This window comes from Pseudomonas sp. CG7, assembly GCF_023701885.1.
Taxonomy (GTDB): domain Bacteria; phylum Pseudomonadota; class Gammaproteobacteria; order Pseudomonadales; family Pseudomonadaceae; genus Aquipseudomonas; species Aquipseudomonas zanjanensis.
Genome location: NZ_JABAEE010000021.1, coordinates 1 through 23,027 on the forward strand (window position 1 = coordinate 1; position 23,027 = coordinate 23,027).

The window sequence follows — 23,027 nt, forward strand, 5'->3', positions numbered from 1 at the left end:
CCCCCATGGCATCTTCCCTGGCCACACACCCTGTGGGAGCGAGCTTGCGCGCGATGGGGCCAACCCAGGCACCGCAAATCCCCCTGCCCAATTGCCTGCCCACCCACCACCCGGTAAAGTGCCGCTCCCCACGTTTTACCTGAGGTAGACCCATGAGCCAGTCCTTTGATATTGCCGTGATCGGCGCCACCGGTACTGTCGGCGAAACCCTTGTCCAGATTCTCGAAGAGCGGGACTTCCCGGTCGGCAACCTGCACCTGCTGGCCAGCAGCGAATCGGCAGGCAGCTCGGTGATGTTTCGCAATAAAAACGTGCGGGTACGCGAGGTCGACGAATTCGATTTCAGCAAAGTCCAACTGGTGTTCTTCGCCGCCGGCCCGGCGGTGACCCTGAGTTTCGCCCCGCGAGCCACGGCGGCCGGCTGTGCACTGATCGATTTGTCCGGCGCGTTGCCGCCCGAGCAGGCGCCGCAGATCGTGCCGGAAGCCAACGCCCAGGTCCTGGCTGGCCTGGGCAAGCCGCTGCAGGTCAGCAGCCCCAGCGCATCGGCCACGGCCTTGGCGGTGGTGCTCGCTCCGCTGCGCGAATGCCTGGATCTGCAGCGCATCAGCCTGACCGCCAGCCTCGCGGTATCGGCCCAGGGTCGCGTGGCCGTGAGCGAGCTGGCGCGCCAGACCGCCGAGCTGCTCAACGCCCGTCCGCTGGAGCCAACGTTCTTTGACCGGCAAATGGCGTTCAATCTGTTGGCCCAGGTCGGTGCGCCGGACGAGCAGGGCCATACGTCGCTGGAAAAGCGCCTGGTCCGTGAGTTGCGCCAGGTGCTGAATCAACCTTTGTTAAAGATTTCCGTCACTTGCATTCAAGCCCCGGTGTTTTTTGGCGATAGCTTTAGCGTGACCGTGCAGTCTGCCAATGCCATCGACCTGGCCAAGGTGAACGCGGCCTTGGAGGCGGCGCCCGGTATCGAGCTGGTGGAGGCGGGCGATTACCCGACCGCGGTGGGTGATGCAGTGGGGCAGGATGTGGTCTACGTTGGTCGGGTGCGCGGTGGGATCGACGATCCGGCTGAACTAAATATGTGGCTGACGTCAGATAACGTGCGCAAGGGTGCGGCGCTCAATGCCGTGCAGGTGGCTGAGTTGTTGATAAAAGAGTTGCTGTAAAAGATACTTGGCGTCAATTTGTCGAATGATTCTAGCTGGGCGCTATGCTTGGTCGGAATGCTGAAGGCGAACATCCCTCTGGGGGACTTCCCGGGGCATGAGTGAAATGATCGCGCGCACCGTCGCTTCGGGGCTGCGCGCAATGCCTTACGGCAGCGGCATCAATACCTTCTCGCTGGCCGAGGAATGTTCAAACAAAGGAAGAGGCTATGGTTCAAGTTCGCAAACTGGTGTTAGCAATAGCGGCCGCCTCGGCGCTGTCCTCCGGTATGGCGCAAGCGCTCGGGCTCGGGGAATTGACCCTCAAGTCGCCGCCGCACCAGCCCCTGGTCGCCGAAATCGAACTGCTCGATGTCCAGCAACTGACTGCCGCCGAAGTGGTGCCGAGCCTGGCTCCACCCGAAGAATTCGCCAAGGCGGGCATTGATCGCCAAGCCTTTCTCAGCGACCTGAGCTTCACCCCGGTGATCAACGCCAACGGCAAGAGTGTCCTGCGGGTCACGTCCAGCCGGCCATTGTCCGAACCGATGGTCAAGTTCCTGGTGCAAGTGATGTGGCCCAACGGCCGCCTGTTGCGCGACTACAGCGTACTGCTCGATCCATCCAAATTCTCGCCACAGGCCGCCGATGCCGCCCGGGCGAAACCGCCCCAGGTCGTGTCCACGCCGGTCACCGGGGCCACCACGCCTTCCCAGTACACCACCACGCCGCGCGATACCCTGTGGGAAATCGCCGCGAAGGTGCGCAACGGTGGGTCGGTCCAGCAAACCATGCTGGCGATCCAGGCGTTGAATCCGAACGCGTTCATCAACGGCAACATCAACCTGCTCAAGACCGGCCAGGTGTTGCGCCTGCCTGACCCGGTACAAAGCACAGCGTTGCCGCAACCCCAGGCCATCGCCGAAGTGGCGGCGCAGAACGCCGCCTGGCGCTCGGGACGGCGTGGCGTGGCGGGTGCCGGCAAGCAGCAGTTGGACGCCACCAAGCGTGGCCGTGGCGAAGGCGCGCCGGCCCAGGCGGCCGGTCGCGACAACTTGAGCCTGGTGTCGGCCGATGCGGCGAAGGCGGGCGGCAAGGGCGCTGCCGGCGATGCCCAGGCGCTTTCCAACAAGCTGGCGGTTACCCAGGACAGCCTCGATTCGGCGCGCCGGGATAACGAAGAACTGAAAAGCCGCATGGCGGATCTGCAGAGCCAACTGGACAAGCTGCAGCGCCTGATCGAGCTGAAGAACAATCAACTGGCGAAGATGCAGGCCGAAGGCGCCGCCATTCCTCCGGCTGGCGAGGCACCCGCTGGCGAGGCGCCTCCGGCGATGTCCGCCGAGTTGACCCCTGCGCCAGCGCCACAGACCCCGGCGGCTGCACCCACGCCGGCCCCGGAAGCGATCCCGCCAGCCACAGCGGTCGAGCCGACGCCTGCCGCGTCCAACGAGCAAAAATACAACGACCTCCTGACCAATCCGATCCTGTTGGGTTTGATTGGCGGCGGCGCGTTGCTCCTGCTGTTGCTGCTGTTGTTGCTCGCCCGTCGCCGCAAGGCCCAACAGGAAGCGGAAAAACACTTGCGCATGGCCCGAGCCCTTGAGGAGGAGGCGGACTTCTCCCCGGAGCTCGATCTGCCCCCGAGCAGCTTCGAGGGCATTGATGTTCCACCGCCTAGCGTAAAACTCGAGCCAAAACCCGCGCCGGCTCCTGCACCCGTGCCCAAGCCGGCCCCGGTGGTCGCGCCCGTGGTGGTCACGCCGCCTATCGCCGCGCCTTTGGTGGCGCCGGCCGCCGAGCGCTCCGACGACGTACTGCCCCAGGCCCAGTCCCATATCGACCGCGGCCGCTTGAACCAGGCCGCCGACCTGCTTGAGCAAGGCATCAAGGCCGAGCCCCAGCGCAGCGACCTGCGCCTGAAGTTGATGGAAGTCTACGGTCAGCAGGGCGACCGCGACGCCTTTGTCGCCCAGGAACGCCAGTTGGTGGCCAATGGCGACAACTTCGCCCAGGTCGAACAGCTGAAAAGCCGGTTCCCGGCCATGGTGGGCGCGACCGCCGCTGGCCTGGCCGCTGCGGCCGTTGCGGCAGAACTGGACGCGCAGTACGTCAAGGACTTGCTGGAAGACAAATCGCCGACCGATGAGGAGCTGGACAGCGCCTTCGACCTGAGCCTGGATGACCTGGAGACGGCCCCGATCGCGCCAGCACAGGAGCCTGTCGCCGAACTGGACGCGTTCCCGGAAGACGACGACTTGAGCTTCGAATCGGTGCTCAAGCAGCAGCCCGAGGCCAACGAAAGCCTGGACGACTTGTCGGAATTCGACCTGGACCTGGGCGCCGATGCGCCGACCCCGATCCCTGCGCTCGACGAGGAAGACTTCCTGCTGGACCTGGACGACGACCTCAAGGGCCTGGATGTGCCTGCGCCTGAAACGCCGGCCTTGGCCGATACGCCGGCCGACGATCTTGAGCTGCCGGCGGATTTCGATCTGTCCCTGTCGGACGAAATGGATGCGCACGATGCGCCCAAGGATGCCTTCGAGTCCGAGCTGGACGATGTCAACGCCGAGCTGGATCGCCTGTCCGACAGCCTGGGCCAGCCGACGTTCACCGCCGAAGATGCCCTGGTTGGCGCTGAAGACGAACCGGACTTCGACTTCCTCAGCGGCACCGATGAGGTGGCGACCAAGCTCGATCTGGCCCAGGCCTACATCGACATGGGCGACAACGACGGCGCCCGCGACATCCTCGGCGAAGTCCTCAGCGAAGGCGACGCCACCCAGAAGAGCGAAGCGCAGGAGATGTTGTCGCGCCTCGCTTGAGTCAGTGGTTATACAAGAACGGCAGCCGGTGAGGCTGCCGTTTTTGTTTGCGGCGGGATTTATAGTGTCTGGGCTGGCCTCATCGCGAGCAAGCTCGCTCCCACAGGGTTCTCGGGTGCCCAGACGTTCAACACTCACCGCAGATCCTTGTGGGAGCGAGCTTGCTCCGGGCGGCGATCCGACGATGGCGTGAGTCCATTCACCACAGGGCTATCTATTGCACTGGCATCCCGCCCAGCCGGCCTTATAATGCCCGCCTTTGCGTACCTCAGCAGGCTGTAATTCCTTGGCAAACATAGCCAACCCGGCCGCCGAAATGGCGGCCGACGGCTTTTTCCGGATCGCCTTGGGCGTTGAATACAAAGGCTCGCGCTACCGTGGCTGGCAGCGCCAGGCGTCCGGTGTATTGACGGTGCAGGAAACCCTCGAAAACGCACTGTCCAAAGTCGCCGATTCGCCCGTGTCGCTGCATTGCGCTGGTCGTACCGATGCCGGTGTGCATGCCTGTGGCCAGGTGGTGCATTTCGACACCCAGGTCGAGCGCTCGATGAAGGCCTGGGTCATGGGCGCGAACATCAACTTGCCCCACGACGTCAGCGTCAGTTGGGCCAAGGTGATGCCGGCGCATTTTCACGCGCGCTTCAAGGCCATCGCCCGGCGTTACCGCTACGTGATCTACAACGACCAGATTCGCCCGGCGCACCTGAACGAAGAGATCACCTGGAACCACCGCCCGCTGGATGTCGAGCGCATGGCCGAGGCCGCGCAATACCTGGTCGGCGTCCATGACTTCAGCGCCTTCCGTGCCGGCCAGTGCCAGGCCAAGTCGCCGATCAAGGAGTTGCACCACCTGCGGGTGACTCGTCACGGCAAGATGATCGTGCTCGACATCCGCGCCAGTGCCTTCTTGCATCACATGGTGCGCAACATTGCCGGCGTGCTGATGACCATTGGTGCCGGCGAGCGGCCGGTGGAATGGATCAAGGAAGTGCTCGACAGTCGCATCCGCCGTTCCGGTGGCGTCACGGCGCACCCGTTTGGCTTGTACCTGGTGCAGGTCGAATATCGCGATGAATTCGAGCTGCCAGAGCGTTACATCGGGCCGCATTTCCTCACGGGCTTCTCGGAACTTGACGGCTGACGCCCTCCGCAGCATTTGTTACCATCCGGGACTTTCAAGGATTTGCCCGAGGTTTTACCCACCATGCCGGTCGTTCGCAGCAAGATTTGCGGGATCACTCGCGTCGAGGACGCGTTGGCGGCGGTCGAGGCCGGGGCCGATGCCATCGGGCTGGTGTTCTACGCCAAGAGCCCGCGGGCGGTGACGGTGCAGCAGGCGCGGGCGATCATCCAGGCCCTGCCACCGTTCGTGACCCCGGTAGGGTTGTTCGTCAATGCCAGTCGTTGCGAGCTGGGTGAGATCCTCGATGCGGTGCCGCTGGGCCTGTTGCAGTTCCATGGCGATGAAACCCCGGCCGATTGCGAAGGCTGGCATCGCCCGTACATCAAGGCGTTGCGAGTCAAGGCCGGTGACGACATCGCCGCCGCTTGCGAAGCCTTTGCCAGTGCCAGCGGCATCTTGCTGGACACCTATGTGGAAGGCGTGCCCGGCGGTACCGGCGAAGCATTTGATTGGTCGCTGGTGCCACAAGGGCTGAGCAAGCCGATCATCCTGGCCGGTGGCTTGACGGCGGAAAACGTCGCCTCGGCCATTCGCCAGGTTCGTCCGTATGCGGTGGATGTGAGTGGCGGGGTGGAGCAGGGCAAGGGCATCAAGGATCCGGCAAAGATTCGTGCATTCCTGGCTGCTGTTCGCAACAGCCAGTAGTCAATGTGACGGCTGGCAGACTGCCGCCGTCCATACCTGCACTGTACAAAGCAGGCAGGCACCGCCTTCGGGTGGGCCGATAGCGTAGGGGCAACCGCGGTGCAGCGGTTGCCGGGATGGCAGAGGAGGTTGGGCTGCACGCAGGTCATGTTTCGCGCTGACCGTGGTGGCCGTTCGATCCTCGCCGCACAATGAATTTAGCTCAAGGGCATACGCGGGGCCGCGAACCAGAGCGTTCGGGCCGCCGGTACTGGAGAAAGAAAGCATGAGCAACTGGTTGGTAGACAAACTGATCCCTTCGATCATGCGTTCCGAGGTGAAGAAAAGCTCGGTGCCTGAAGGTCTGTGGCACAAATGTCCATCCTGCGAGGCGGTGCTGTACCGTCCCGAGCTGGAAAAGACCCTGGACGTTTGCCCCAAGTGCAACCACCACATGCGCATCGGCGCGCGTGCCCGTATCGATATCTTCCTGGACGCGGAAGGCCGCGTGGAGCTGGGCGCCGACCTGGAGCCGGTGGATCGCCTGAAATTCCGCGACGGCAAGAAGTACAAGGATCGCCTGACCGCTGCCCAGAAGCAGACCGGTGAAAAAGACGCCCTGGTGTCCATGAGCGGCACCTTGCTGGGCATGCCGGTGGTGGTCTCGGCTTTCGAATTCTCCTTCATGGGCGGTTCCATGGGCGCCATCGTCGGCGAGCGTTTCGTTCGTGCCGCCAACCATGCCCTGGAAAACCGTTGCCCGATGATCTGCTTCGCCGCTTCCGGCGGTGCGCGGATGCAGGAAGCACTGATCTCCCTGATGCAAATGGCCAAGACCTCCGCGGTGCTGGCGCGTCTGCGTGAAGAAGGCATTCCGTTCATCTCGGTGCTGACCGACCCCGGCTACGGTGGTGTTTCCGCCAGTCTGGCGATGCTGGGCGACGTGATCGTCGGCGAGCCGAAAGCCCTGATCGGTTTTGCCGGGCCGCGTGTGATCGAGCAGACCGTGCGTGAAAAACTGCCGGAAGGCTTCCAGCGCAGTGAATTCCTGTTGGAGCACGGCGCCATCGACATGATCATTCATCGTCAGGAGTTGCGTCCGCGCCTGGGCAACCTGCTGGCGCAACTGATGGGGCTGCCGACGCCGAAGTTCGTCGCTGCACCGATCGAGCCGATCGTCGTTCCGCCAGTGCCTGCCGGGCTATGACCCAACGCACCCTGGGCGACTGGCTTGCCTACCTCGAGCAGTTGCATCCAACAGCCATCGACATGGGGCTGGAGCGCTCGCGAACGGTAGCGTCCCGCATGGGACTGGCCAAGCCGGCGCCCCGGGTGATCACCGTCACCGGCACCAATGGCAAAGGTTCGACCTGCGCCTTCGTGGCCTCGCTGCTGCGGGCCCAGGGGCTGAGCGTCGGTGTCTACAGCTCGCCGCATCTGCTGCGCTACAACGAGCGGGTGCAGGTGAATGGCGTCGAAGCCACGGACGCCCAGCTGTGCGAAGCCTTTGCCGCGGTGGAAGCCGGGCGAGGCGATACAACCCTGACCTATTTCGAGATGGGCACCCTGGCGGCGTTCTGGTTGTTTGCCCGTGCCGGTCTCGACGCGGTGGTGCTGGAAGTCGGCCTGGGCGGGCGCCTGGACACGGTCAACCTGGTGGACGCCGACATCGCACTGGTCACCAGCATTGGCGTGGACCATGCCGATTACCTGGGCGATACCCGCGAATCCGTGGCCTTCGAGAAGGCCGGCATCTTTCGCCAGGGGGCGCCTGCACTCTGTGGCGATCTCAATCCTCCCCAGCCAGTGTTGGACAAGGTCCGCGAGCTCAGTTGCCCGTTCTTTTTGCGTGGGCGGGATTTCGACCTGGCGATGACCGAGCAGCATTGGCAGTGGCGCGGTACTGACCTGCGTGGCAATCCGGTGGAGTTGCGTGATCTGCCACTGCTGGATTTACCGATGGAAAACGCCGCGCTGGCGCTCCAGGCCTACCTGTTGCTCGGCTTGCCCTGGGAAGCCGGGCAAATTGTCCAGGCGTTGCAGGCGACCCGTGTGGTCGGGCGCCTTGATCGCCGTCAGTTCGATTGGCAAGGCAAGCGCCTGAACCTGTTGCTGGACGTCGGCCATAATCCCCATGCGGCGCAGTACCTGGCCGAGCGCCTCGCACGACGGCCCGTGGCAGGGCGGCGCCTGGCGGTGTTCGGACTGCTGTCCGACAAGGATCTGGATGGCGTTGTCGAGGCGTTGAATGCTAGTGTCCAGCACTGGGCGGTGACGCCGCTGGATTCGCCGCGCACGCGTACGGCCGCTGAGTTGCACGGCGCTTTGCAGCGTCACGGCGCTCCAGTGCAAGCCTACGCCAGCGTGGCCGCCGCCCTGGAAGGGCAGTGTGCCCTGGCGACGGCCGATGATGAAATCCTGCTGTTCGGATCATTTTTTTGTGTTGCCGAGGCCCTTCAATGGTTGGCCCGGCGCTCCACGGAGGAAGCTGCAGATGGCATTGCTGGATAAGGCGTACAAGCAGCGCATGGTCGGGGCCCTGGTGTTGGTGGCCCTGGCGGTGATTTTCCTGCCGATGCTGTTTTCCCGTCAGGACGAGCAGCGCCAGGTCACGGTCGACGCGCCGGCCGCGCCCCAGGCGCCTTCGGTGCCGCCCGTGCAGGTCGAGCCCGTGGTCGTGCCTGAGCCCCAGGCGTTGCCTCAAGAGCCTGTGCCAAGCGACGAGGAACTGGCTGAGCAACCTGTTGTGCCTTCCACGCCGATTGCACCTGCACCTGCCACGCCGGCTCCCGCCGCGCCAAGCAAGCCGGCTGTCGCACCCGTGCCTGTTCCGGCGACGCCGGCGGTCAAGCCGGCCCCGAGCCAGCCGATCTCCGCTGCTCCGACCAAGCCGGACACGACCCAGAGCCGTGTGGATGCCAATGGCCTGTCGGTCAGTTGGTCGGTACAACTGGCCAGCCTGACCAGTCGTGAAAGTGCCGAGAACCTGCAGAAAACCTTGCGCAGCCAGGGCTACAACGCCTATATCCGTTCCGCCGATGGCAAGAACCGGGTGTTTGTCGGTCCGCTGATCGAGCGCGCCGAGGCCGACCGCCTGCGTGACCTGCTCAGCCGCCAGCAGAACCTCAAGGGTTTCGTGGTGCGCTTCCAGCCAGAGCGCGGCTGACAGCGTTTTAGCTGATTTGAATCACGCAGCTTACCGACAGCCCTGCGCTCTGCTAAAATGCGCCGCCTTATCCGTCTGTAGGCTGCACCGTGCCATTTACCTGGGTTGACTGGGCGATCGTTGCGATCGTCGCCATCTCCGCATTGATCAGTCTGAGCCGCGGCTTCGTCAAGGAAGCCCTCTCGCTGCTGACCTGGATCATCGCGGGAGTCGTCGCCTGGATGTTTGGTGGTTCGCTGTCCCAGTACCTCGCCGGATACATCGAAACTCCCTCGGCCCGCGTGATCGCGGGCTGTGCCATCTTGTTTATCGCCACCTTGCTGGTGGGCGCAATGATCAATTATCTGATCGGCGAACTGATTCGCGTCACCGGGCTTTCCGGGACGGACCGGTTCCTGGGCATGGCCTTCGGCGCGGCGCGTGGCGCGTTGCTGGTGGTCGTGGCCGTCGGGCTCTTGAGCCTGGGGCCGGTACAGCAGGATACGTGGTGGCAGGAGTCCCGGCTCGTGCCACAATTTCTATTGGTCGCAGACTGGTCCAAAAACCTGATCCTGGGTTGGAGCAGTCAGTGGCTTGCCAGCGGTATCAGCGTACCCGCTGAAATACCGTTCAAGGAACACCTCTTGCCGACGGCCAAAACGCCGCAGTAAGTGTGTTCAGTTCAGATCCATTAAGTAGGGGTTGCGTCGCATGTGTGGCATCGTCGGTATCGTCGGTAAGTCGAACGTCAATCAGGCGCTGTATGACGCGCTAACCGTGCTCCAGCACCGCGGCCAGGACGCTGCCGGTATCGTGACCAGCCATGACGGCCGGTTATTCCTGCGCAAGGACAACGGCCTGGTGCGTGACGTGTTCCACCAGCGTCACATGCAGCGCCTGGTCGGCCACATGGGTATCGGCCACGTGCGCTACCCCACCGCGGGCAGCTCGACGTCGGCTGAAGCCCAGCCGTTCTACGTCAACTCGCCTTACGGCATCACCCTGGCGCATAACGGCAACCTGACCAACGTCGAGCAACTGGCCAAGGAGATCTACGAGTCTGACTTGCGCCACGTCAACACCAGTTCCGACTCGGAAGTGATGCTCAACGTGTTCGCCCATGAGCTGGCCCAGCGCGGCAAGCTGCAGCCGACCGAAGAAGACGTGTTCGCCGCCGTGACCGACGTGCACAACCGTTGCGTGGGCGGCTACGCAGTCGTGGCGATGATCACCGGCTACGGCATCGTCGGTTTCCGCGATCCCCACGGCATCCGTCCGATCGTGTTCGGCCAGCGTCACACCGACGAAGGCGTCGAGTACATGATCGCCTCGGAAAGCGTGTCCCTGGACGTGCTGGGTTTCACCCTGATCCGCGACCTGGCCCCGGGCGAAGCGGTCTACATCACTGAAGATGGCAAGCTGCACACCCGTCAGTGCGCGACCAACCCGTCCCTGACCCCGTGCATCTTCGAACACGTCTACCTGGCGCGTCCGGACTCGATCATCGACGGCAACTCGGTCTACAAGGCGCGCCTGCGCATGGGCGAGAAGCTGGCCGACAAGATCCTGCGCGAGCGTCCGGAACACGACATCGACGTGGTCATCCCGATCCCGGACACCAGCCGCACCGCGGCCCTGGAACTGGCGAACCACCTGGGCGTCAAGTTCCGCGAAGGCTGCGTGAAGAACCGCTATATCGGCCGGACCTTCATCATGCCGGGCCAGGCCGCTCGGAAAAAATCCGTACGCCAGACGCTCAACGCCATCGAGCTGGAATTCCGCGGCAAGAACGGGATGCTGGTGGATGACTCCATCGTCCGTGGCACCACCTGCAAGCAGATCATCCAGATGGCCCGTGAAGCCGGCGCCAAGAACGTGTATTTCTGCTCTGCGGCCCCGGCCGTGCGCTACCCGAACGTCTACGGCATCGACATGCCGAGTGCCCACGAGCTGATCGCGCATAACCGCACGACCCAGGACGTGGCCGACCTGATCGGTGCCGACTGGCTGATCTACCAGGACCTGCCGGACCTGATCGAAGCGGTGGGCGGCGGCAAGATCAAGATCGAGCAGTTCGATTGCGCGGTATTCGACGGCAAGTACGTCACCGGCGACATCGACGAGGTCTACCTGAACAGGATCGAGAACGCGCGTAACGACGCGTCCAAGGCCAAGACCCAGGCGGTCAGTGCGATCATCGATCTGTACAACAACTGAGTCACCAACCGGCCCCGAGGGGCCGGTTTGCGTTTAACTGATTACAGGAGTGGCAGCATGAGTCAGGATTGGGATGCCGGTCGGCTGGACAGCGACCTTGAAGGCGTAGCGTTCGATACCCTGGCGGTTCGCGCGGGTCAGCACCGTACACCGGAAGCCGAACATGGCGACCCGATGTTCTTTACCTCCAGCTACGTGTTCCGCACCGCCGCCGACGCCGCGGCGCGGTTTGCTGGCGAGGTACCGGGCAACGTCTACTCGCGCTACACCAACCCGACCGTGCGTGCGTTCGAAGAACGCATCGCCGCCCTGGAAGGCGCCGAGCAAGCCGTGGCGACCGCCACCGGCATGGCTGCGATCATGGCCGTGGTGATGAGCCTGTGCAGTGCCGGCGATCATGTGCTGGTATCGCGCAGCGTCTTCGGTTCGACCATCAGCCTGTTCGAAAAGTACTTCAAGCGTTTCGGTGTGGAAGTCGACTACGTGCCCCTGGCGGACCTGTCTGCTTGGGATGCTGCCATCAAGGCCAATACCAAGCTGCTTTTCGTCGAGTCGCCTTCCAACCCCCTGGCCGAACTGGTGGACATCGCCGCACTGGCGCAAATCGCCCACGCCAAGGGCGCCATGCTGGTGGTCGATAACTGCTTCTGCACCCCGGCGCTGCAGCAACCGCTGAAGCTGGGCGCGGACGTGGTGGTGCATTCGGCAACCAAGTTCATCGACGGCCAGGGCCGTTGCATGGGCGGCGTCGTGGCCGGTCGTGGCGAGCAGATGAAAGAAGTGGTGGGTTTCCTGCGCACCGCTGGGCCGACCCTCAGCCCGTTCAACGCCTGGATTTTCCTCAAGGGCCTGGAAACCCTCGGCCTGCGCATGAAAGCCCATTGCGCCAACGCCCAGGCCCTGGCCGAGTGGCTGGAGCAGCAGGACGGCATCGAGAAAGTGCACTACGCCGGCCTCAAGAGCCATCCGCAACATGACCTGGCCCTGCGTCAGCAGCGCGGTTTCGGTGCGGTGGTGAGCTTCGAGGTCAAGGGCGGCAAGGCAGGCGCCTGGCGCTTCATCGACGCGACCCGGTTGATTTCCATCCCCGCCAACCTGGGCGACAGCAAGACCACGATTACCCACCCGAGCACCACTTCCCACGGTCGCCTGTCGCCCCAGGAACGTGAATCGGCGGGTATTCGTGACAGCCTGATCCGCGTTGCGGTCGGCCTGGAAGACGTGGCGGACCTGCAAGTCGACCTGGCCCGCGGGTTGGCGGCCTTGTGATCGAGCTGGCTACGCCGCCGAGCGGCACTCATGGCCGGGTTGCACTGGTTACGGGCGCCGCACGGGGCATTGGCCTGGGCATTGCCGCCTGGCTTATTTGTGAAGGCTGGCAGGTGGTGCTGACCGATCTGGATCGCGAACGCGGGTCCAAGGTGGCGAAGAGCCTGGGTGACAATGCCTGGTTCATCGCCATGGACGTGGCGGATGAGGGGCAGGTTGCCACCGGTATCGCCGAGGTGCTTGGACAGTTCGGACGGCTGGACGCGCTGGTGTGCAACGCGGCCATCGCCGATCCGCACAACATCACCCTCGAAAGCCTGGACCTGGCTTATTGGAATCGGGTCCTGGCGGTGAACCTGGGTGGGCCGATGCTGCTGGCCAAGCACTGCGCGCCGTATCTGCGCGCCCACAACGGCGCCATCGTCAACCTGGCCTCGACCCGCGCTGCGCAGTCAGAACCGGACACAGAAGCCTATGCGGCGAGCAAGGGCGGCCTGCTGGCCCTGACTCATGCCCTGGCAATCAGCCTTGGGCCGGAGATCCGGGTCAACGCTGTCAGCCCCGGCTGGATCGATGCACGGGATCCGTCCCAGCGTCGCGCGCAACCCCTGACCGACGCCGATCACGCCCAGCATCCGGCGGGCAGGGTAGGGACGGTAGAGGACGTGGCGGCCATGGTGGCGTGGCTGTTGACGCGCAATGCCGGTTTTGTCACGGGGCTGGAGTTCGTGGTGGACGGCGGCATGACCAAGAAAATGATTTATGAGTGAGGACTGTTACGGGTACCGTTTGAAACTGTTTTGAAAAAACTTCAACCCTGCTATTGACTTAGCTTCGGTACCTGCGTAAATTTCGCGGCCTCAACGAAGCAAAGGGTGATTAGCTCAGCTGGGAGAGCGTCTGCCTTACAAGCAGAATGTCGGCGGTTCGATCCCGTCATCACCCACCATGTTTTACGAGAGTTTTGCGAAAGCAAGACGGAAGCTGTCAAAAGCCTCCACCGACGCGCAGCGGTAGTTCAGTCGGTTAGAATACCGGCCTGTCACGCCGGGGGTCGCGGGTTCGAGTCCCGTCCGCTGCGCCATATTTTCCGAAGCAGGTTCGCCTGGTTCGAGATCCAGACCCAAGGGTTTTGATCAGACGAGTTAACTGGACGCAAGTCCATAGCGATACGCAGCGGTAGTTCAGTCGGTTAGAATACCGGCCTGTCACGCCGGGGGTCGCGGGTTCGAGTCCCGTCCGCTGCGCCATATCTGCTTCGAGGCCCACTGAACGCCTTGAAGCTAGGAAGAAAGCTGCAAAGCTCCTTCTAGTCGATAGCAAAGACCCTGGTCGAAAGACCGGGGTTTTTTGTTTTCGGCGTACTACGATCTATGGGTTGGATTCTGTGGCGAGGGAGCTTGCTCCCGCTGGGCTGCGAAGCAGCCCTTGGTGTAGGTGGCTTCAGAACCCCAATTTATCCCGCAACCCGTAATACCAAGCCCCCAACGCCGCAAAAGGCGTACGCAACAACTGACCGCCGGGGAAGGGGTAGTGGGGCAGGTCCGCAAACGCATCAAAACGCTCAGCCTGCCCACGCAGCGCCTCGGCCAGCAGCTTGCCCGCCAAGTGCGTATACGTCACGCCGTGACCGCTGCAGCCCTGGGAATAATAAATGTTATCCCCCAGCCGCCCGACCTGCGGAAGACGCGACAGCGTCAGCAGGAAATTGCCGGTCCAGGCGTAGTCGATCTTCACATCCTTGAGTTGCGGGAACGCCTTGAGCATCTTCGGCCGAATGATCGCCTCAATGTTCGCCGGATCCCTCGCGCCATATACCACGCCGCCACCGAAGATCAGACGCTTGTCGCCTGTCAGCCGGTAGTAGTCGAGCAAGTAGTTGCAGTCTTCGACGCAATAATCCTGCGGCAACAGGCTACGGGCCAACTCTTCCCCCAACGGCTCGGTGGCGATCACCTGAGTACCGCAAGGCATCGACTTGGCCGCCAACTCCGGCACCAGATTGCCCAAGTAAGCGTTACCGGCCACGATAATGAACTTGGCCCTGACCTTGCCCTGCGGCGTATGCACAACCGGACTGGCACCGCGCTCGATGCGCACCGCAGGCGACTGCTCATAAATCACCCCACCCAGCGACTCCACCGCCGCCGCTTCGCCCAGCGCCAGGTTGAGCGGATGAATATGCCCACCGCTCATATCGAGCATGCCGCCCACGTACTCGTCGCAAGCCACCACCTCGCGAATGCGTCGCTGGTCCAGCAGTTCCAGCTGGGTATGACCGAAACGCTCCCATAAACGCTTCTGCGACTCCAGGTGGCCCATCTGTTTAGCGGTGAGGGCGGCGAATACACCGCCGTCCTTCAAATCACACTGGATCTGATACTTCGCCACCCGCTCGCGAATGATCCGTCCGCCCTCGAACGCCATGTTGCCCAGCAACTGCGCCTGCTGAGGACCGACGCTGCGCTCGATCACGTCAATGTCGCGGCTATAACTGTTAACGATCTGCCCACCGTTGCGACCCGAAGCCCCAAAGCCAACCTTGGCCGCCTCAAGCACGGTGACCTTGAAACCGTTCTCCAGCAAAAACAGCGCAGAAGACAACCCCGTATACCCCGCGCCGATGACGCACACATCGGTTTCCACATCGTCCTGCAGGGCAGGGCGCGACGGCGCCGGGTTGGCCGATGCGGCGTAATAGGACGCTGGGTAGGTTGTGTTCGTCATTCTGGAACCTCTGTTTTATATTTTTTACGAATGCGACGATCCTACCCGAGATAAAAATCGGCCGCCAGCCACCCCCGATTCTTCGTTGCGGCGGCGAAATTAAATATTTTGCATATTCATAGGGTTAGGTGAAAAAAAGGTGTTGACACCCCTCCGGAATTCCGTAGAATGCCGCCTCACAGCAGGCACGTAGCTCAGTTGGTTAGAGCACCACCTTGACATGGTGGGGGTCGTTGGTTCGAGTCCAATCGCGCCTACCAAACAAAATCCGCTCTGCTGGGCGGTCTAGAAGGGTCCACCGAAAGGTGGGCCCTTTTTTGTTGGCTGCGATTTGCAAAACTTTTGCAAAACTTTTGCAAAACCCCCACCTCACAATGCCAATTCTGCTCCCACCTCGACGTACTCAATTGTCTTGTTGCCGTGTCCCTCCTGGTAGTGCCTGGTCATCTTCTCGTCCGCATGGCCCAGCAGCGCCTGGATGTATTCCTGCGGGAAATTCTGCTGCTCATACAGCCATGCGCCCAAAGCGCGGATCTCATGAAAAGTGGGGCGCTCACCGGCCGGCACATGGTCGTAGGCGTGTGCCGCGTCTCGGGCCTTGCTGAACTCCTTGGTCAGGTAGTCAGGCGTTACTGAGGTCCAATGGTCCTTCGCGTCGATCTGCTCGCGCCGGCGCGCCTTCGGCTTGTAGTGGATCAGGTAAGGCGAAGCCAGAGGCGAACGCAGGCACTCGCCAACTACCTCCCGGAGCGCGGCGCCCATCTTGATTTTCAGGTGGACGGGGTTGTCATAACCCTGGGTCTTGCCGGGCGATACCGTAAGAGTGTTTTTCTCCATGTCGGCAGCCGATTTCAGCCATGTCACGATATCTTCGCGCCGCTGCAGACTGGTCAGCGCCAGGCGAATTGCTCGCTTCAGCCAGGGTGGCGTGGTCGCCGCGTCGATGATCGACTTCAACCCTTCCAGCGTATGCCGCTGCCGCTTCTTCTCCGCCTCCTTCTTCACCAGGGTCAGCTCGGCGTTATTTCGCTCGGCCAGGCCCTTGGCCACGGCAAACGCGAATATCTGCACCCACAGCCCCCGGTGCTTGGTGTAGGCGTTGTTGCTGAACTGGTCCAGATACTCGGCCATAGCCAGCACGTCCATCTGCCCGATGAGCCTATCACCAAGGTCCTGCCGGTAGCGCTCGATCTTGAATTTGATCTCTTCCAAGGTGCGAGCGGCGTAGCCCTTATCCACCAGCCATTCATCGTGGAAGCGCTGGAGCAGGTTGCTGACAGTCGGCAGGCGGTCACCCGTCAGCAGGGTGAGCAACGCGCCATCGTCGACAACGAGTGCCGCCAGTTTCAAGTTCGCCGCCCGGGCTAGTTTTATTGCCTCCTCTATGGGGCGGTTGATGCTCGTCATCAGGCCGGTGATTGGGTTGCGGTACCGCCAATACTTCCCGTTGGGGTAGAGGTTCGGCGGTAACTTCCTGTTTTTCAGTGTGCGCGGCCGGGCAGCCATCAACCGATCTCCATCATTTGGGCCAGCAGCGGGTCAGTAGCGCCCATCACTGCGGCCGGGACGTCCACAAAATACATCCCGCCTTTCACTTCTCCTGCCACCTCGCCTTCCTCAATCCATTTCTTCAGCTGCTGAACACTCGGCTATCCCCCGACGTAGCGCAGCTTCCTGTATTCGCTCACCTCCATAAGACGGGGGAGCTTTATCGTCATTTGTGCAATGACCTTTGCCATGATGATGCTCCGTGCCGCGCCTGGCGGCAGACAGATCTACGCGGGGCGCGCCTTCTGGATGATGTGAATGAAGATGCAGCCGGTGGCGGCGAGCCAGACCATCGTTCCGAAGAAGGCAGTGATCAGGGACGCCTCAGATCCGTGCTCGACCATCTGTGGTGCGGCATAGACGAACCAGAGCAGGGTGATCAGCAGGTACAACAGGGCGCTGATCAGGACTTCAAACAGCTTTTTTGCTGACATAGGAATTCCTCGCCCGCCGTTCACCGGCAGGCTGTAGGTGGATTGGGGTTATGGGCGTTACCGAAGTTTTCCGGTCAGGCGCTCCCGCCAAGTTAGGCGGCGAGGCAGATGCTCGGTGTCGTCGATCTCGACCACGACGTAGGCGCAACGGTCGAAGGCCGAGTCCCGCAAGTCGTTCAGCCAGCAGGCTTCTTTTTGCGCTTCCTCCAGCGTGACGGCTTCGAGCTGGTGCACGTTGAAACCGTTGCTGTGGGCGTGCCAGCCGTGGATAACCGCTATGTATCGGCTCATGGCCTCGGCCCCCTGAATATCAGGTGGGCCATGTAGAGCAGGGGGAGGATCATGGCTGTTGCTCCTTCATCGCTGCCGCTGCAATCGATTCGATCTGATCGCAGTAGCCATAGATGTCCTGGACGTTGTTCTGCCCGTTAATGCATTCGTGAACGGTGGGGCGGATGTTGCCGTCGACCTGGGCGGTGATGGCCTGGAGCGCCTGGATCAGCGCTTCGTTCTCGTTGATCAAGGCCCGGACGGCGGCAGGGTTGGCGGCGGCAATGAAGCGAGCAACAGGGCAGTCGCCGTCCTCCTCGAAGGTTTCGCAGACAGCCTCGTAGTTATGGTCGACGACCTGTTTGATTCCGCCATGCTGATACCAGGGCCCGGCTGGCGCAGCCTCGGACAGCCGCTTCAGTTCGGTGTGGTCGGTCATGGTGTCACCTCACGGCGCGCCCACCAGCAGACCGGGCCGTCGTCCGTGTCGTGAATCGCAAGGCAGAACCAATCCTCGCCTTCGGGGCGGTCAGGCTCCCAGTAGCTGCAGTCCGGGTCGCCCGCTTCGAAGTAGCGCTCCGAGACTGTTTCGTCGCTGTGGTATTCGAGCTCAACCATCCTCACCTGCAGGCGCTGTTCAGCGATCCAGGCTTTGGACTTTTCACCGTCACCCTCTTCAAAGTCGGGCAGGTCAGGGTGTTGGTAAAAGCCGGTCTCGTCGCGCACGACTGGGGCGGCCTGGATCAGTTTGATTTCTTCAGGCATAGCGATTCCTTTGCCGCTATAGCGGCTGACTTTGAAGGGGGAGGGTTTTTTGCTGCTATGGTTGTCGCACAACTTAAAAGAGGAAGGATCAATGACATCAAGACCGCCGATTCCCCCTGAAATGAAGCGTGAAGTTAGACAGCGCTGCGGATTTGGCTGCGTAATATGCGGCCTCCCAATATATGAATATGAGCATATGCTTGAGTGGGCAGAGGTTAAGCGGCACGTAGCAGAAGAAATTACATTGTTATGTCGACAGCATCATGGAGAGAAAACGAATAAGTTGCTTCCGAAAGAAGCTGTTATTGCCGCCAACTTGGATCCGTACAACAAAAGGAGTGGAGTATCCAAAAATTACATGTTGCATTACTCAGGTAGCGACGTGAAGGTGTCCATGGGTGGGTCCACGTTTTCTTATCAAAACGTACGTGAAGATTATGTCTTCGCTCCTATTGTTATTGATAGCTGGGCAATTATGGCGTTCCGGCGAGAAATGGGTAATTTATTGCTGTCATTCACCGCTTTTAACGAGTCTAACGCACCAATTGTCTCCATCGTAGATAATGAAATTGAGTACGATACATCTCTTTGGGATGCAGAGTGGGTGGGACAGTCTCTAGTAATTAGAGAGGAGCATCGTAAAATTTTGCTCAAGGTAATATTCAATCCTCCCGGAGAAATTATAATTGCCAAGGGACGGATTTTGCGTAATGGGTTAGAGCTGCTAGTTGGCGAGAACTACATATTTATTTCAAATAACTCAACTTTTGCAAGTCCGATGAGAACGGATAATTGCCAGGTAGGTTTGGCTCTTGGCGATCCCCGGCCGCAATATGGTGCTGGGATATCTATAACGAACATTCCTCGCTATGGATTTGATCGGAAGAAATCTCGCCAGTTTTTGCGCGAATGTTTGGTCAAGTGCCGGAAAGAAAATTAAGTCAGCTTTCGGTGAACTGGGCCTTCATCAGATTGATCGACGTGCTCAGCCGTACGGGCTCGGCTGGATTTGAATGAGGATGCGCTGGCCGATCCAGCGAACGACGGTGACGGCCTTGCTGTTGCCGATGGCCTTGTAGCGCGGGCCGTCCGGGCATTCTTCGGCGGGCTTTCCGCGCCAGGGGATCAGCGTGTAGTCGTCGGGTGCGCCTGGGAGGCGTTCGAACTCGCGGGGCACGAGGCGGCGAATATATCCGTCGTGTGATACCAGATGGCTGTGGCCGTGGTTCGCGTCCTGATGACTGCACCCCTGCAGCCGGCCGTAGCTCGCATCGATTGGCGGTACCACGAAGACCGTCTCGCTTTCGATATCTAGCCGGGAGTCCTTCGCGGTGAGAGTGGCGGCGCGCTCAATCGATCCGTCCAGGCCATGACCACCAAACGCCGGGATCCCGCCGAACATGCTCACGGCTGGCCCTTCGTCACCCTCACAGTTCGGGCACCCGTAATGCCCTAGGGATTCGGGGAAGACGTACCCGCATCCGCACTGGAGCGCAGGGCCGAAAGGAGCTGTTCCGGTAACGTCCTGCCCCTGGCCTCGGCCCGGCGCAGTATCCCGGCGCACGCCTTCTCGCTCAAAAAGTACCTCGGTGGGATCGAACCCGTCTCGAGCACTTGCGACAACGAACACACGGCGGCGTCGTTGGGCAAGGCCGAAATATTGGGCGTCCAGGATCCGCCACGCGATTGTTCTTTTGGGTCCATACACACAACCAGCGTCCGGCCATTTCTTCCCTGACGGCTGCAGTTCGCAGTCTTCCCCAGCAAGCGCGCCAAGAAAGCATCCGAAGGCGTTCCCTTTGTCGCTGAGGACGCCGGGGACGTTCTCCCAGACGATGACGCTGGCGGGCTTTCGCTGGCCGGCGCGAACATAGTCAACTGCATCTGCAAGCTCCACGTATTTGATGGTGAGGGCGCCGCGGGGATCGGTGAGGCCTTCGCGCATTCCGGCCACGCTGAAGGCCTGGCATGGTGTGCCGCCGACCAGCACGTCCGGCGCCGGTATCTTGCCGGCCAGCACCAGGGCGGCCAGCTTGGTCATGTCGCCGTGGTTCGGCACGTTGGGGTAGTGGTGGGCCAGGACCGCCGAGGGGAACGGCTCAATCTCGGCGAACCAGGCGGCCCGCATGCCGAGTGGCTTCCATGCAAGCGTTGCCGCCTCGATGCCCGAGCAGACCGAGCCGTAGGTGATTTCCATGCGTAGGCCTCGCCGGTTGGCGTGATTCGTAGTTAAGGGCTATGACTTGTTCAAACTCATACTGACCGGAGGCCGACATGAGACTGCAAAGCGACATAGATGCACTCGCGGCAATAGAGGAGGACGCGAGGGCGATGCTGAAATGGCTGGGGTTGCCTGACAACGCCCAGAAGCTTGCGATGGTCGTATTCCTTCGCCAGGTCATTGATTTGGCGACCTACACCGAGTCGGCGGGGTTGCTTCCAGAGCCGCTGGATCTCAGCTGAGTAGGGGTTAGGGAGTTGAGGACAGGGCCAGTAGGTCGTCACCGCCGCGCCCGATACCTGCGTGCAATTCCACTGAGCGACCAGCCAACATGCCGGCGATCTGCGCATTTAAGTCGATATCGACATCACGTGCTTTGCGGGCTTTGCCCACGCCTTTGTTAGCTAGGTACTCGTCGATCAGCACCTTATCCTGCGCTTCGACGGCGATAATGTCCCGGCCTTCGCTCGCTGTCTGAGCGGCGTCTTCGCCTTTTGGGACGAGCGCAATGAGCTTCCCATAGACCTCGTTTACCCATGCGAGGGCAAAGTGATCGCCTGCTGTTTCGGCGGTGTACGAACTGCGATGTACGCCCGCCCGCACTGCTGCGACGTATTTCCTTCGGGCATATTTCACCTTTGTCAGCAGCGCCTCGAACGCATACAGCGCGATTTGCTGGGCAGGTGTCACGCCGACGAAGGAGACGCGGGCGAGGATCCGATCCTTTTCCTTGCAGTACTGCCGCCCGTACAGCGCAGTGCACCCGAACACGCTAGAAACGGCACCGCTCAAGTTTCGCTCCCAAGTGGGTAGGCGTTCGGCCCGGGTAAATCGGGACTCGACTTCACCGACATCGCTCAACTTCACGTCCATCTCGGTAAGCCGGTACTCGCGCATCAGCGCCTGAGCCTGCCGGATCGCTGTGGCTGCTTCGTTCTCGTTGGCGCTCTGTGCCAGTGCCAGGCAGTGCTTGATCTTGCGGATCGCGCGCTCGAGTTTCTTTTCGTCGATCTGTTGTGCGGACATAGAATATCCTCGCCGACTGGCGTGATTCGTTGAAGTGGGGTATTGGTGCTCGACCCGGCATGAGCCGGACAGAGAGGACGTCTAATGTTTCAAAGAACAGTTGTTTATCAGGATTTTTTGCGTGCTTTCCCGAACGCCCAGTTTGTTGCACTGAGTTACGGTAACGGGTTCGCTGGGGAGGTGGCGATCGGAGAAGTTAATAGAGTTGCCACTGTCGTTTTCGCAGGGATCTATAAACCGAATGGAGAGACAGTTGGTGAAAAGACGTTAACCGATGCCGATGTGGCGCCGGCCACACTACAAGGACACGATATTGCTCATGCATTCAAGGTTGCTGCGAACTTGGCCGAATCCATAGCTAATTCCGTCAGAAACCCCTAAATCCTTCAGCTGTCAGGGGTGGCGAGGCGCCGCTCTCCGTGACCGGTGGTGGCAATTTGGTTTGGGTTGGGGTATTACGGGTGACCGGCATGGTGCTGGGTCAAGGAGAGTCAGATGTCCCAAGAAGCGAAAATTATCGCCCTAGAGCACCTCGTCGTTCGCCTCATGAAAGAGCTACAGGTAAAGAGTGGGATTTCTTCAAATATAATTTTTGAGAAAGCTCGAACAGAAATTCTGACTAGCAATTACCCCGGAGACCCTGAGCGACAAGAGGCTGCGAAAGGTGCGCTGGAGGATCTAGCCGCACTGATAGGCTGATCATCGCGATTCGTCTCCACCAATGCAAAGGGACTCACGCTGATACCCCAGGATCGGGTTTTTTCCGACACGTTTTCTGGTATCAAACATTCGTGTCACGGTTGAGTGAGCGGCAGAAAGCACCGCCATGAGTGACCAGAGGCGACTTATTTACAGGTTGGTTTTGGCTAGCGAGTTTCGCGTTGCTGTGCCTTACTAAATCTTCATTTCGAAAGCAGGGAATAGGCTATGTCGATAAAAATTGATAAATCGGGCTTTGATAAACTTAAGCAAAACATCGACAAGTTGGCTGCTACGACAGAGGTAAAGCTCGGGGAGATGATGAATCCCGCTTTTATCGCTGCTCACAGTTCGTTCGCTGATCTTGACGGGCTCGTTAAGGGAGCAGGCTTCAAGGTCGAATCTATCGAGGATTTCAAAGCGAATCCTGATGATGAGTGGGACATCTTCATCAAAGAAAATACCGATTTCGATAGCTGGCTTGATATGCAACAGACCGCCCACCGTGATTACGTCGCGAGCATCATGGGAGCTGGTCTAAAAAAATAATCCGTTCCAGTGAAAATGGCCGGCATATCCAGTCGTGTTTGACTTCGGCGCTGGCGTGCCTGGTTGTCGATTCGCCTCATGAGGGCTCGGCGAATGTGAAGCCATTCTCTCTGGCGATGAGCTGGACGCGTTTGATGTGCATCTTCAATGCGACAGCCGCGGCGCTGGCAGTCTGGCCGGCCTCTGCCTGGGCTCGTACCGCTGGTGCCAACTTGTCACGGTCGCCCCGGAGCTTTGCGTGGTGGGCAGTGGTGCCGAAGAATGGCGCCTCTGCGCTCACGCCACTTTCGATCTGCTGGATAGTCTTCCCGCTACCGAAGAACTGCTCCAGCTTCTGGTTCAGGTCCTGGATGATTGCGTCCCGCGGGTTGGGCATTGGC

At 60.9% G+C, this 23,027-nt stretch carries 25 protein-coding genes and 4 tRNA genes; 20 read left to right on the forward strand and 9 right to left on the reverse strand.

The window, feature by feature from the left end; all coding sequences use genetic code 11:
• The first annotated feature begins 152 nt into the window (after positions 1–152).
• From HGO40_RS11080 to HGO40_RS11145, 14 genes are all read left to right on the forward strand, one after another.
• The gene (locus HGO40_RS11080; protein ID WP_250963015.1) at positions 153–1,163 is read left to right on the forward strand and encodes an aspartate-semialdehyde dehydrogenase; all 1,011 of its coding nucleotides are present in this window, start codon (positions 153–155) and stop codon (positions 1,161–1,163) included.
• Between the two features lie 209 nt (positions 1,164–1,372).
• Positions 1,373–3,970, forward strand: coding sequence for a FimV/HubP family polar landmark protein (locus HGO40_RS11085; RefSeq protein ID WP_250963016.1), 2,598 nt, complete (start codon positions 1,373–1,375; stop codon positions 3,968–3,970).
• 316 nt (positions 3,971–4,286) lie between these two features.
• Positions 4,287–5,111, forward strand: a complete 825-nt coding sequence (gene truA / locus HGO40_RS11090) for a tRNA pseudouridine(38-40) synthase TruA (protein ID WP_003203852.1) — start codon at positions 4,287–4,289, stop codon at positions 5,109–5,111.
• 63 nt (positions 5,112–5,174) lie between these two features.
• Positions 5,175–5,798, forward strand: coding sequence for a phosphoribosylanthranilate isomerase (locus HGO40_RS11095; protein ID WP_186707441.1), 624 nt, complete (start codon positions 5,175–5,177; stop codon positions 5,796–5,798).
• Between the two features lie 265 nt (positions 5,799–6,063).
• Positions 6,064–6,984 (forward strand): acetyl-CoA carboxylase, carboxyltransferase subunit beta, encoded by a 921-nt coding sequence (accD, locus tag HGO40_RS11100; RefSeq protein WP_250963017.1) that lies wholly within the window; start codon positions 6,064–6,066, stop codon positions 6,982–6,984.
• Positions 6,981–8,288 carry a bifunctional tetrahydrofolate synthase/dihydrofolate synthase gene (gene folC / locus HGO40_RS11105; protein WP_250963018.1) on the forward strand — a complete coding sequence of 436 codons (1,308 nt, stop codon included), beginning with the start codon at positions 6,981–6,983 and terminating at the stop codon, positions 8,286–8,288. The genes accD and folC overlap by 4 nt, the downstream gene beginning before the upstream one ends.
• Entirely contained in the window at positions 8,272–8,943 is a 672-nt protein-coding gene (locus HGO40_RS11110; protein WP_250963019.1) for an SPOR domain-containing protein, read from the forward strand. The genes folC and HGO40_RS11110 overlap by 17 nt, the downstream gene beginning before the upstream one ends.
• A gap of 89 nt (positions 8,944–9,032) precedes the next feature.
• Complete coding sequence (locus HGO40_RS11115) at positions 9,033–9,593, forward strand: CvpA family protein (protein WP_030142022.1); 561 nt, start codon at positions 9,033–9,035, stop codon at positions 9,591–9,593.
• Between the two features lie 40 nt (positions 9,594–9,633).
• Positions 9,634–11,139 carry an amidophosphoribosyltransferase gene (gene purF / locus HGO40_RS11120; RefSeq protein ID WP_250963020.1) on the forward strand — a complete coding sequence of 502 codons (1,506 nt, stop codon included), beginning with the start codon at positions 9,634–9,636 and terminating at the stop codon, positions 11,137–11,139.
• Positions 11,140–11,196: 57 nt separating this feature from the next.
• On the forward strand, positions 11,197–12,408 hold the full coding sequence (locus HGO40_RS11125; RefSeq protein ID WP_250963021.1) for an O-succinylhomoserine sulfhydrylase: 1,212 nt from the start codon (positions 11,197–11,199) through the stop codon (positions 12,406–12,408).
• Entirely contained in the window at positions 12,405–13,178 is a 774-nt protein-coding gene (locus HGO40_RS11130; protein WP_250963022.1) for an SDR family oxidoreductase, read from the forward strand. Before HGO40_RS11125 ends, HGO40_RS11130 begins: the two co-directional genes overlap by 4 nt.
• A 103-nt stretch (positions 13,179–13,281) precedes the next feature.
• Positions 13,282–13,357 (forward strand) — tRNA-Val (locus HGO40_RS11135).
• Between the two features lie 58 nt (positions 13,358–13,415).
• Positions 13,416–13,492: transfer RNA gene (locus tag HGO40_RS11140), tRNA-Asp, on the forward strand.
• Positions 13,493–13,581: 89 nt separating this feature from the next.
• Positions 13,582–13,658 (forward strand) — tRNA-Asp (locus tag HGO40_RS11145).
• A gap of 193 nt (positions 13,659–13,851) precedes the next feature.
• On the opposite strand, the gene HGO40_RS11150 is transcribed toward HGO40_RS11145, so the two are convergent.
• Positions 13,852–15,135, reverse strand: coding sequence for an NAD(P)/FAD-dependent oxidoreductase (locus HGO40_RS11150; RefSeq protein ID WP_250963023.1), 1,284 nt, complete (start codon positions 15,133–15,135; stop codon positions 13,852–13,854).
• A 183-nt stretch (positions 15,136–15,318) separates the two neighbouring features.
• Here HGO40_RS11150 and HGO40_RS11155 point away from each other — a divergent pair.
• A tRNA-Val gene (locus HGO40_RS11155) sits at positions 15,319–15,395 on the forward strand.
• A gap of 109 nt (positions 15,396–15,504) precedes the next feature.
• On the opposite strand, the gene HGO40_RS11160 is transcribed toward HGO40_RS11155, so the two are convergent.
• From HGO40_RS11160 to HGO40_RS11180, 5 genes are all read right to left on the reverse strand, one after another.
• Entirely contained in the window at positions 15,505–16,641 is a 1,137-nt protein-coding gene (locus tag HGO40_RS11160; RefSeq protein ID WP_250963024.1) for a tyrosine-type recombinase/integrase, read from the reverse strand.
• Positions 16,642–16,910: 269 nt separating this feature from the next.
• The gene (locus HGO40_RS11165) at positions 16,911–17,117 is read right to left on the reverse strand and encodes a hypothetical protein (RefSeq protein ID WP_250963025.1); all 207 of its coding nucleotides are present in this window, start codon (positions 17,115–17,117) and stop codon (positions 16,911–16,913) included.
• Between the two features lie 57 nt (positions 17,118–17,174).
• Positions 17,175–17,408 carry a hypothetical protein gene (locus tag HGO40_RS11170; protein WP_250963026.1) on the reverse strand — a complete coding sequence of 78 codons (234 nt, stop codon included), beginning with the start codon at positions 17,406–17,408 and terminating at the stop codon, positions 17,175–17,177.
• Positions 17,409–17,457: 49 nt separating this feature from the next.
• Entirely contained in the window at positions 17,458–17,826 is a 369-nt protein-coding gene (locus HGO40_RS11175) for a hypothetical protein (protein WP_250963027.1), read from the reverse strand.
• A complete protein-coding gene (locus HGO40_RS11180) occupies positions 17,823–18,152 on the reverse strand; it encodes a hypothetical protein (protein WP_250963028.1) in 330 nt (109 codons plus the stop codon). The genes HGO40_RS11175 and HGO40_RS11180 overlap by 4 nt, the downstream gene beginning before the upstream one ends.
• Positions 18,153–18,243: 91 nt before the next feature.
• Here HGO40_RS11180 and HGO40_RS11185 point away from each other — a divergent pair, with 91 nt between their 5' ends.
• The gene (locus HGO40_RS11185; RefSeq protein ID WP_250963029.1) at positions 18,244–19,092 is read left to right on the forward strand and encodes an HNH endonuclease signature motif containing protein; all 849 of its coding nucleotides are present in this window, start codon (positions 18,244–18,246) and stop codon (positions 19,090–19,092) included.
• 45 nt (positions 19,093–19,137) lie between these two features.
• Here the strand turns inward: HGO40_RS11185 and HGO40_RS11190 are convergent, their stop codons facing one another.
• A complete protein-coding gene (locus HGO40_RS11190) occupies positions 19,138–20,349 on the reverse strand; it encodes a DNA cytosine methyltransferase (protein ID WP_250963030.1) in 1,212 nt (403 codons plus the stop codon).
• A 77-nt stretch (positions 20,350–20,426) separates the two neighbouring features.
• Between HGO40_RS11190 and HGO40_RS11195 the strand changes: the two genes are divergently transcribed.
• Positions 20,427–20,615, forward strand: a complete 189-nt coding sequence (locus HGO40_RS11195) for a hypothetical protein (protein WP_250963031.1) — start codon at positions 20,427–20,429, stop codon at positions 20,613–20,615.
• 7 nt (positions 20,616–20,622) lie between these two features.
• Here the strand turns inward: HGO40_RS11195 and HGO40_RS11200 are convergent, their stop codons facing one another.
• On the reverse strand, positions 20,623–21,399 hold the full coding sequence (locus HGO40_RS11200) for a DUF2786 domain-containing protein (RefSeq protein WP_250963032.1): 777 nt from the start codon (positions 21,397–21,399) through the stop codon (positions 20,623–20,625).
• A gap of 84 nt (positions 21,400–21,483) precedes the next feature.
• On the opposite strand from HGO40_RS11200, the gene HGO40_RS11205 reads away from it, so the two are divergent.
• The 3 genes from HGO40_RS11205 (at position 21,484) to HGO40_RS11215 (ending at position 22,647) form a co-directional block, all read left to right on the forward strand.
• Complete coding sequence (locus HGO40_RS11205) at positions 21,484–21,780, forward strand: hypothetical protein (protein ID WP_250963033.1); 297 nt, start codon at positions 21,484–21,486, stop codon at positions 21,778–21,780.
• Positions 21,781–21,894: 114 nt separating this feature from the next.
• Positions 21,895–22,098 (forward strand): hypothetical protein, encoded by a 204-nt coding sequence (locus tag HGO40_RS11210; RefSeq protein WP_250963034.1) that lies wholly within the window; start codon positions 21,895–21,897, stop codon positions 22,096–22,098.
• 228 nt (positions 22,099–22,326) lie between these two features.
• Positions 22,327–22,647: a hypothetical protein gene (locus HGO40_RS11215; RefSeq protein WP_250963035.1), complete on the forward strand. Its 321-nt coding sequence runs from the start codon at positions 22,327–22,329 to the stop codon at positions 22,645–22,647.
• A gap of 76 nt (positions 22,648–22,723) precedes the next feature.
• Here the strand turns inward: HGO40_RS11215 and HGO40_RS11220 are convergent, their stop codons facing one another.
• Entirely contained in the window at positions 22,724–23,023 is a 300-nt protein-coding gene (locus tag HGO40_RS11220) for a hypothetical protein (RefSeq protein WP_250963036.1), read from the reverse strand.
• Positions 23,024–23,027 lie beyond the last annotated feature (4 nt).

Bases quoted from the DNA above. Each gene is read 5' to 3' on its own strand.
- HGO40_RS11080 (WP_250963015.1), top strand. From the start codon at position 153: ATGAGCCAGTCCTTTGATATTGCCGTGATCGGCGCCACCGGTACTGTC.
- HGO40_RS11085 (WP_250963016.1), top strand. From the start codon at position 1,373: ATGGTTCAAGTTCGCAAACTGGTGTTAGCAATAGCGGCCGCCTCGGCG.
- truA (WP_003203852.1), top strand. From the start codon at position 4,287: ATGGCGGCCGACGGCTTTTTCCGGATCGCCTTGGGCGTTGAATACAAA.
- HGO40_RS11095 (WP_186707441.1), top strand. From the start codon at position 5,175: ATGCCGGTCGTTCGCAGCAAGATTTGCGGGATCACTCGCGTCGAGGAC.
- accD (WP_250963017.1), top strand. From the start codon at position 6,064: ATGAGCAACTGGTTGGTAGACAAACTGATCCCTTCGATCATGCGTTCC.
- folC (WP_250963018.1), top strand. From the start codon at position 6,981: ATGACCCAACGCACCCTGGGCGACTGGCTTGCCTACCTCGAGCAGTTG.
- HGO40_RS11110 (WP_250963019.1), top strand. From the start codon at position 8,272: ATGGCATTGCTGGATAAGGCGTACAAGCAGCGCATGGTCGGGGCCCTG.
- purF (WP_250963020.1), top strand. From the start codon at position 9,634: ATGTGTGGCATCGTCGGTATCGTCGGTAAGTCGAACGTCAATCAGGCG.
- HGO40_RS11125 (WP_250963021.1), top strand. From the start codon at position 11,197: ATGAGTCAGGATTGGGATGCCGGTCGGCTGGACAGCGACCTTGAAGGC.
- HGO40_RS11150 (WP_250963023.1), bottom strand. From the start codon at position 15,135: ATGACGAACACAACCTACCCAGCGTCCTATTACGCCGCATCGGCCAAC.
- HGO40_RS11160 (WP_250963024.1), bottom strand. From the start codon at position 16,641: ATGGCTGCCCGGCCGCGCACACTGAAAAACAGGAAGTTACCGCCGAAC.
- HGO40_RS11165 (WP_250963025.1), bottom strand. From the start codon at position 17,117: ATGTCAGCAAAAAAGCTGTTTGAAGTCCTGATCAGCGCCCTGTTGTAC.
- HGO40_RS11170 (WP_250963026.1), bottom strand. From the start codon at position 17,408: ATGAGCCGATACATAGCGGTTATCCACGGCTGGCACGCCCACAGCAAC.
- HGO40_RS11175 (WP_250963027.1), bottom strand. From the start codon at position 17,826: ATGACCGACCACACCGAACTGAAGCGGCTGTCCGAGGCTGCGCCAGCC.
- HGO40_RS11180 (WP_250963028.1), bottom strand. From the start codon at position 18,152: ATGCCTGAAGAAATCAAACTGATCCAGGCCGCCCCAGTCGTGCGCGAC.
- HGO40_RS11185 (WP_250963029.1), top strand. From the start codon at position 18,244: ATGACATCAAGACCGCCGATTCCCCCTGAAATGAAGCGTGAAGTTAGA.
- HGO40_RS11190 (WP_250963030.1), bottom strand. From the start codon at position 20,349: ATGGAAATCACCTACGGCTCGGTCTGCTCGGGCATCGAGGCGGCAACG.
- HGO40_RS11195 (WP_250963031.1), top strand. From the start codon at position 20,427: ATGAGACTGCAAAGCGACATAGATGCACTCGCGGCAATAGAGGAGGAC.
- HGO40_RS11200 (WP_250963032.1), bottom strand. From the start codon at position 21,399: ATGTCCGCACAACAGATCGACGAAAAGAAACTCGAGCGCGCGATCCGC.
- HGO40_RS11205 (WP_250963033.1), top strand. From the start codon at position 21,484: ATGTTTCAAAGAACAGTTGTTTATCAGGATTTTTTGCGTGCTTTCCCG.
- HGO40_RS11210 (WP_250963034.1), top strand. From the start codon at position 21,895: ATGTCCCAAGAAGCGAAAATTATCGCCCTAGAGCACCTCGTCGTTCGC.
- HGO40_RS11215 (WP_250963035.1), top strand. From the start codon at position 22,327: ATGTCGATAAAAATTGATAAATCGGGCTTTGATAAACTTAAGCAAAAC.
- HGO40_RS11220 (WP_250963036.1), bottom strand. From the start codon at position 23,023: ATGCCCAACCCGCGGGACGCAATCATCCAGGACCTGAACCAGAAGCTG.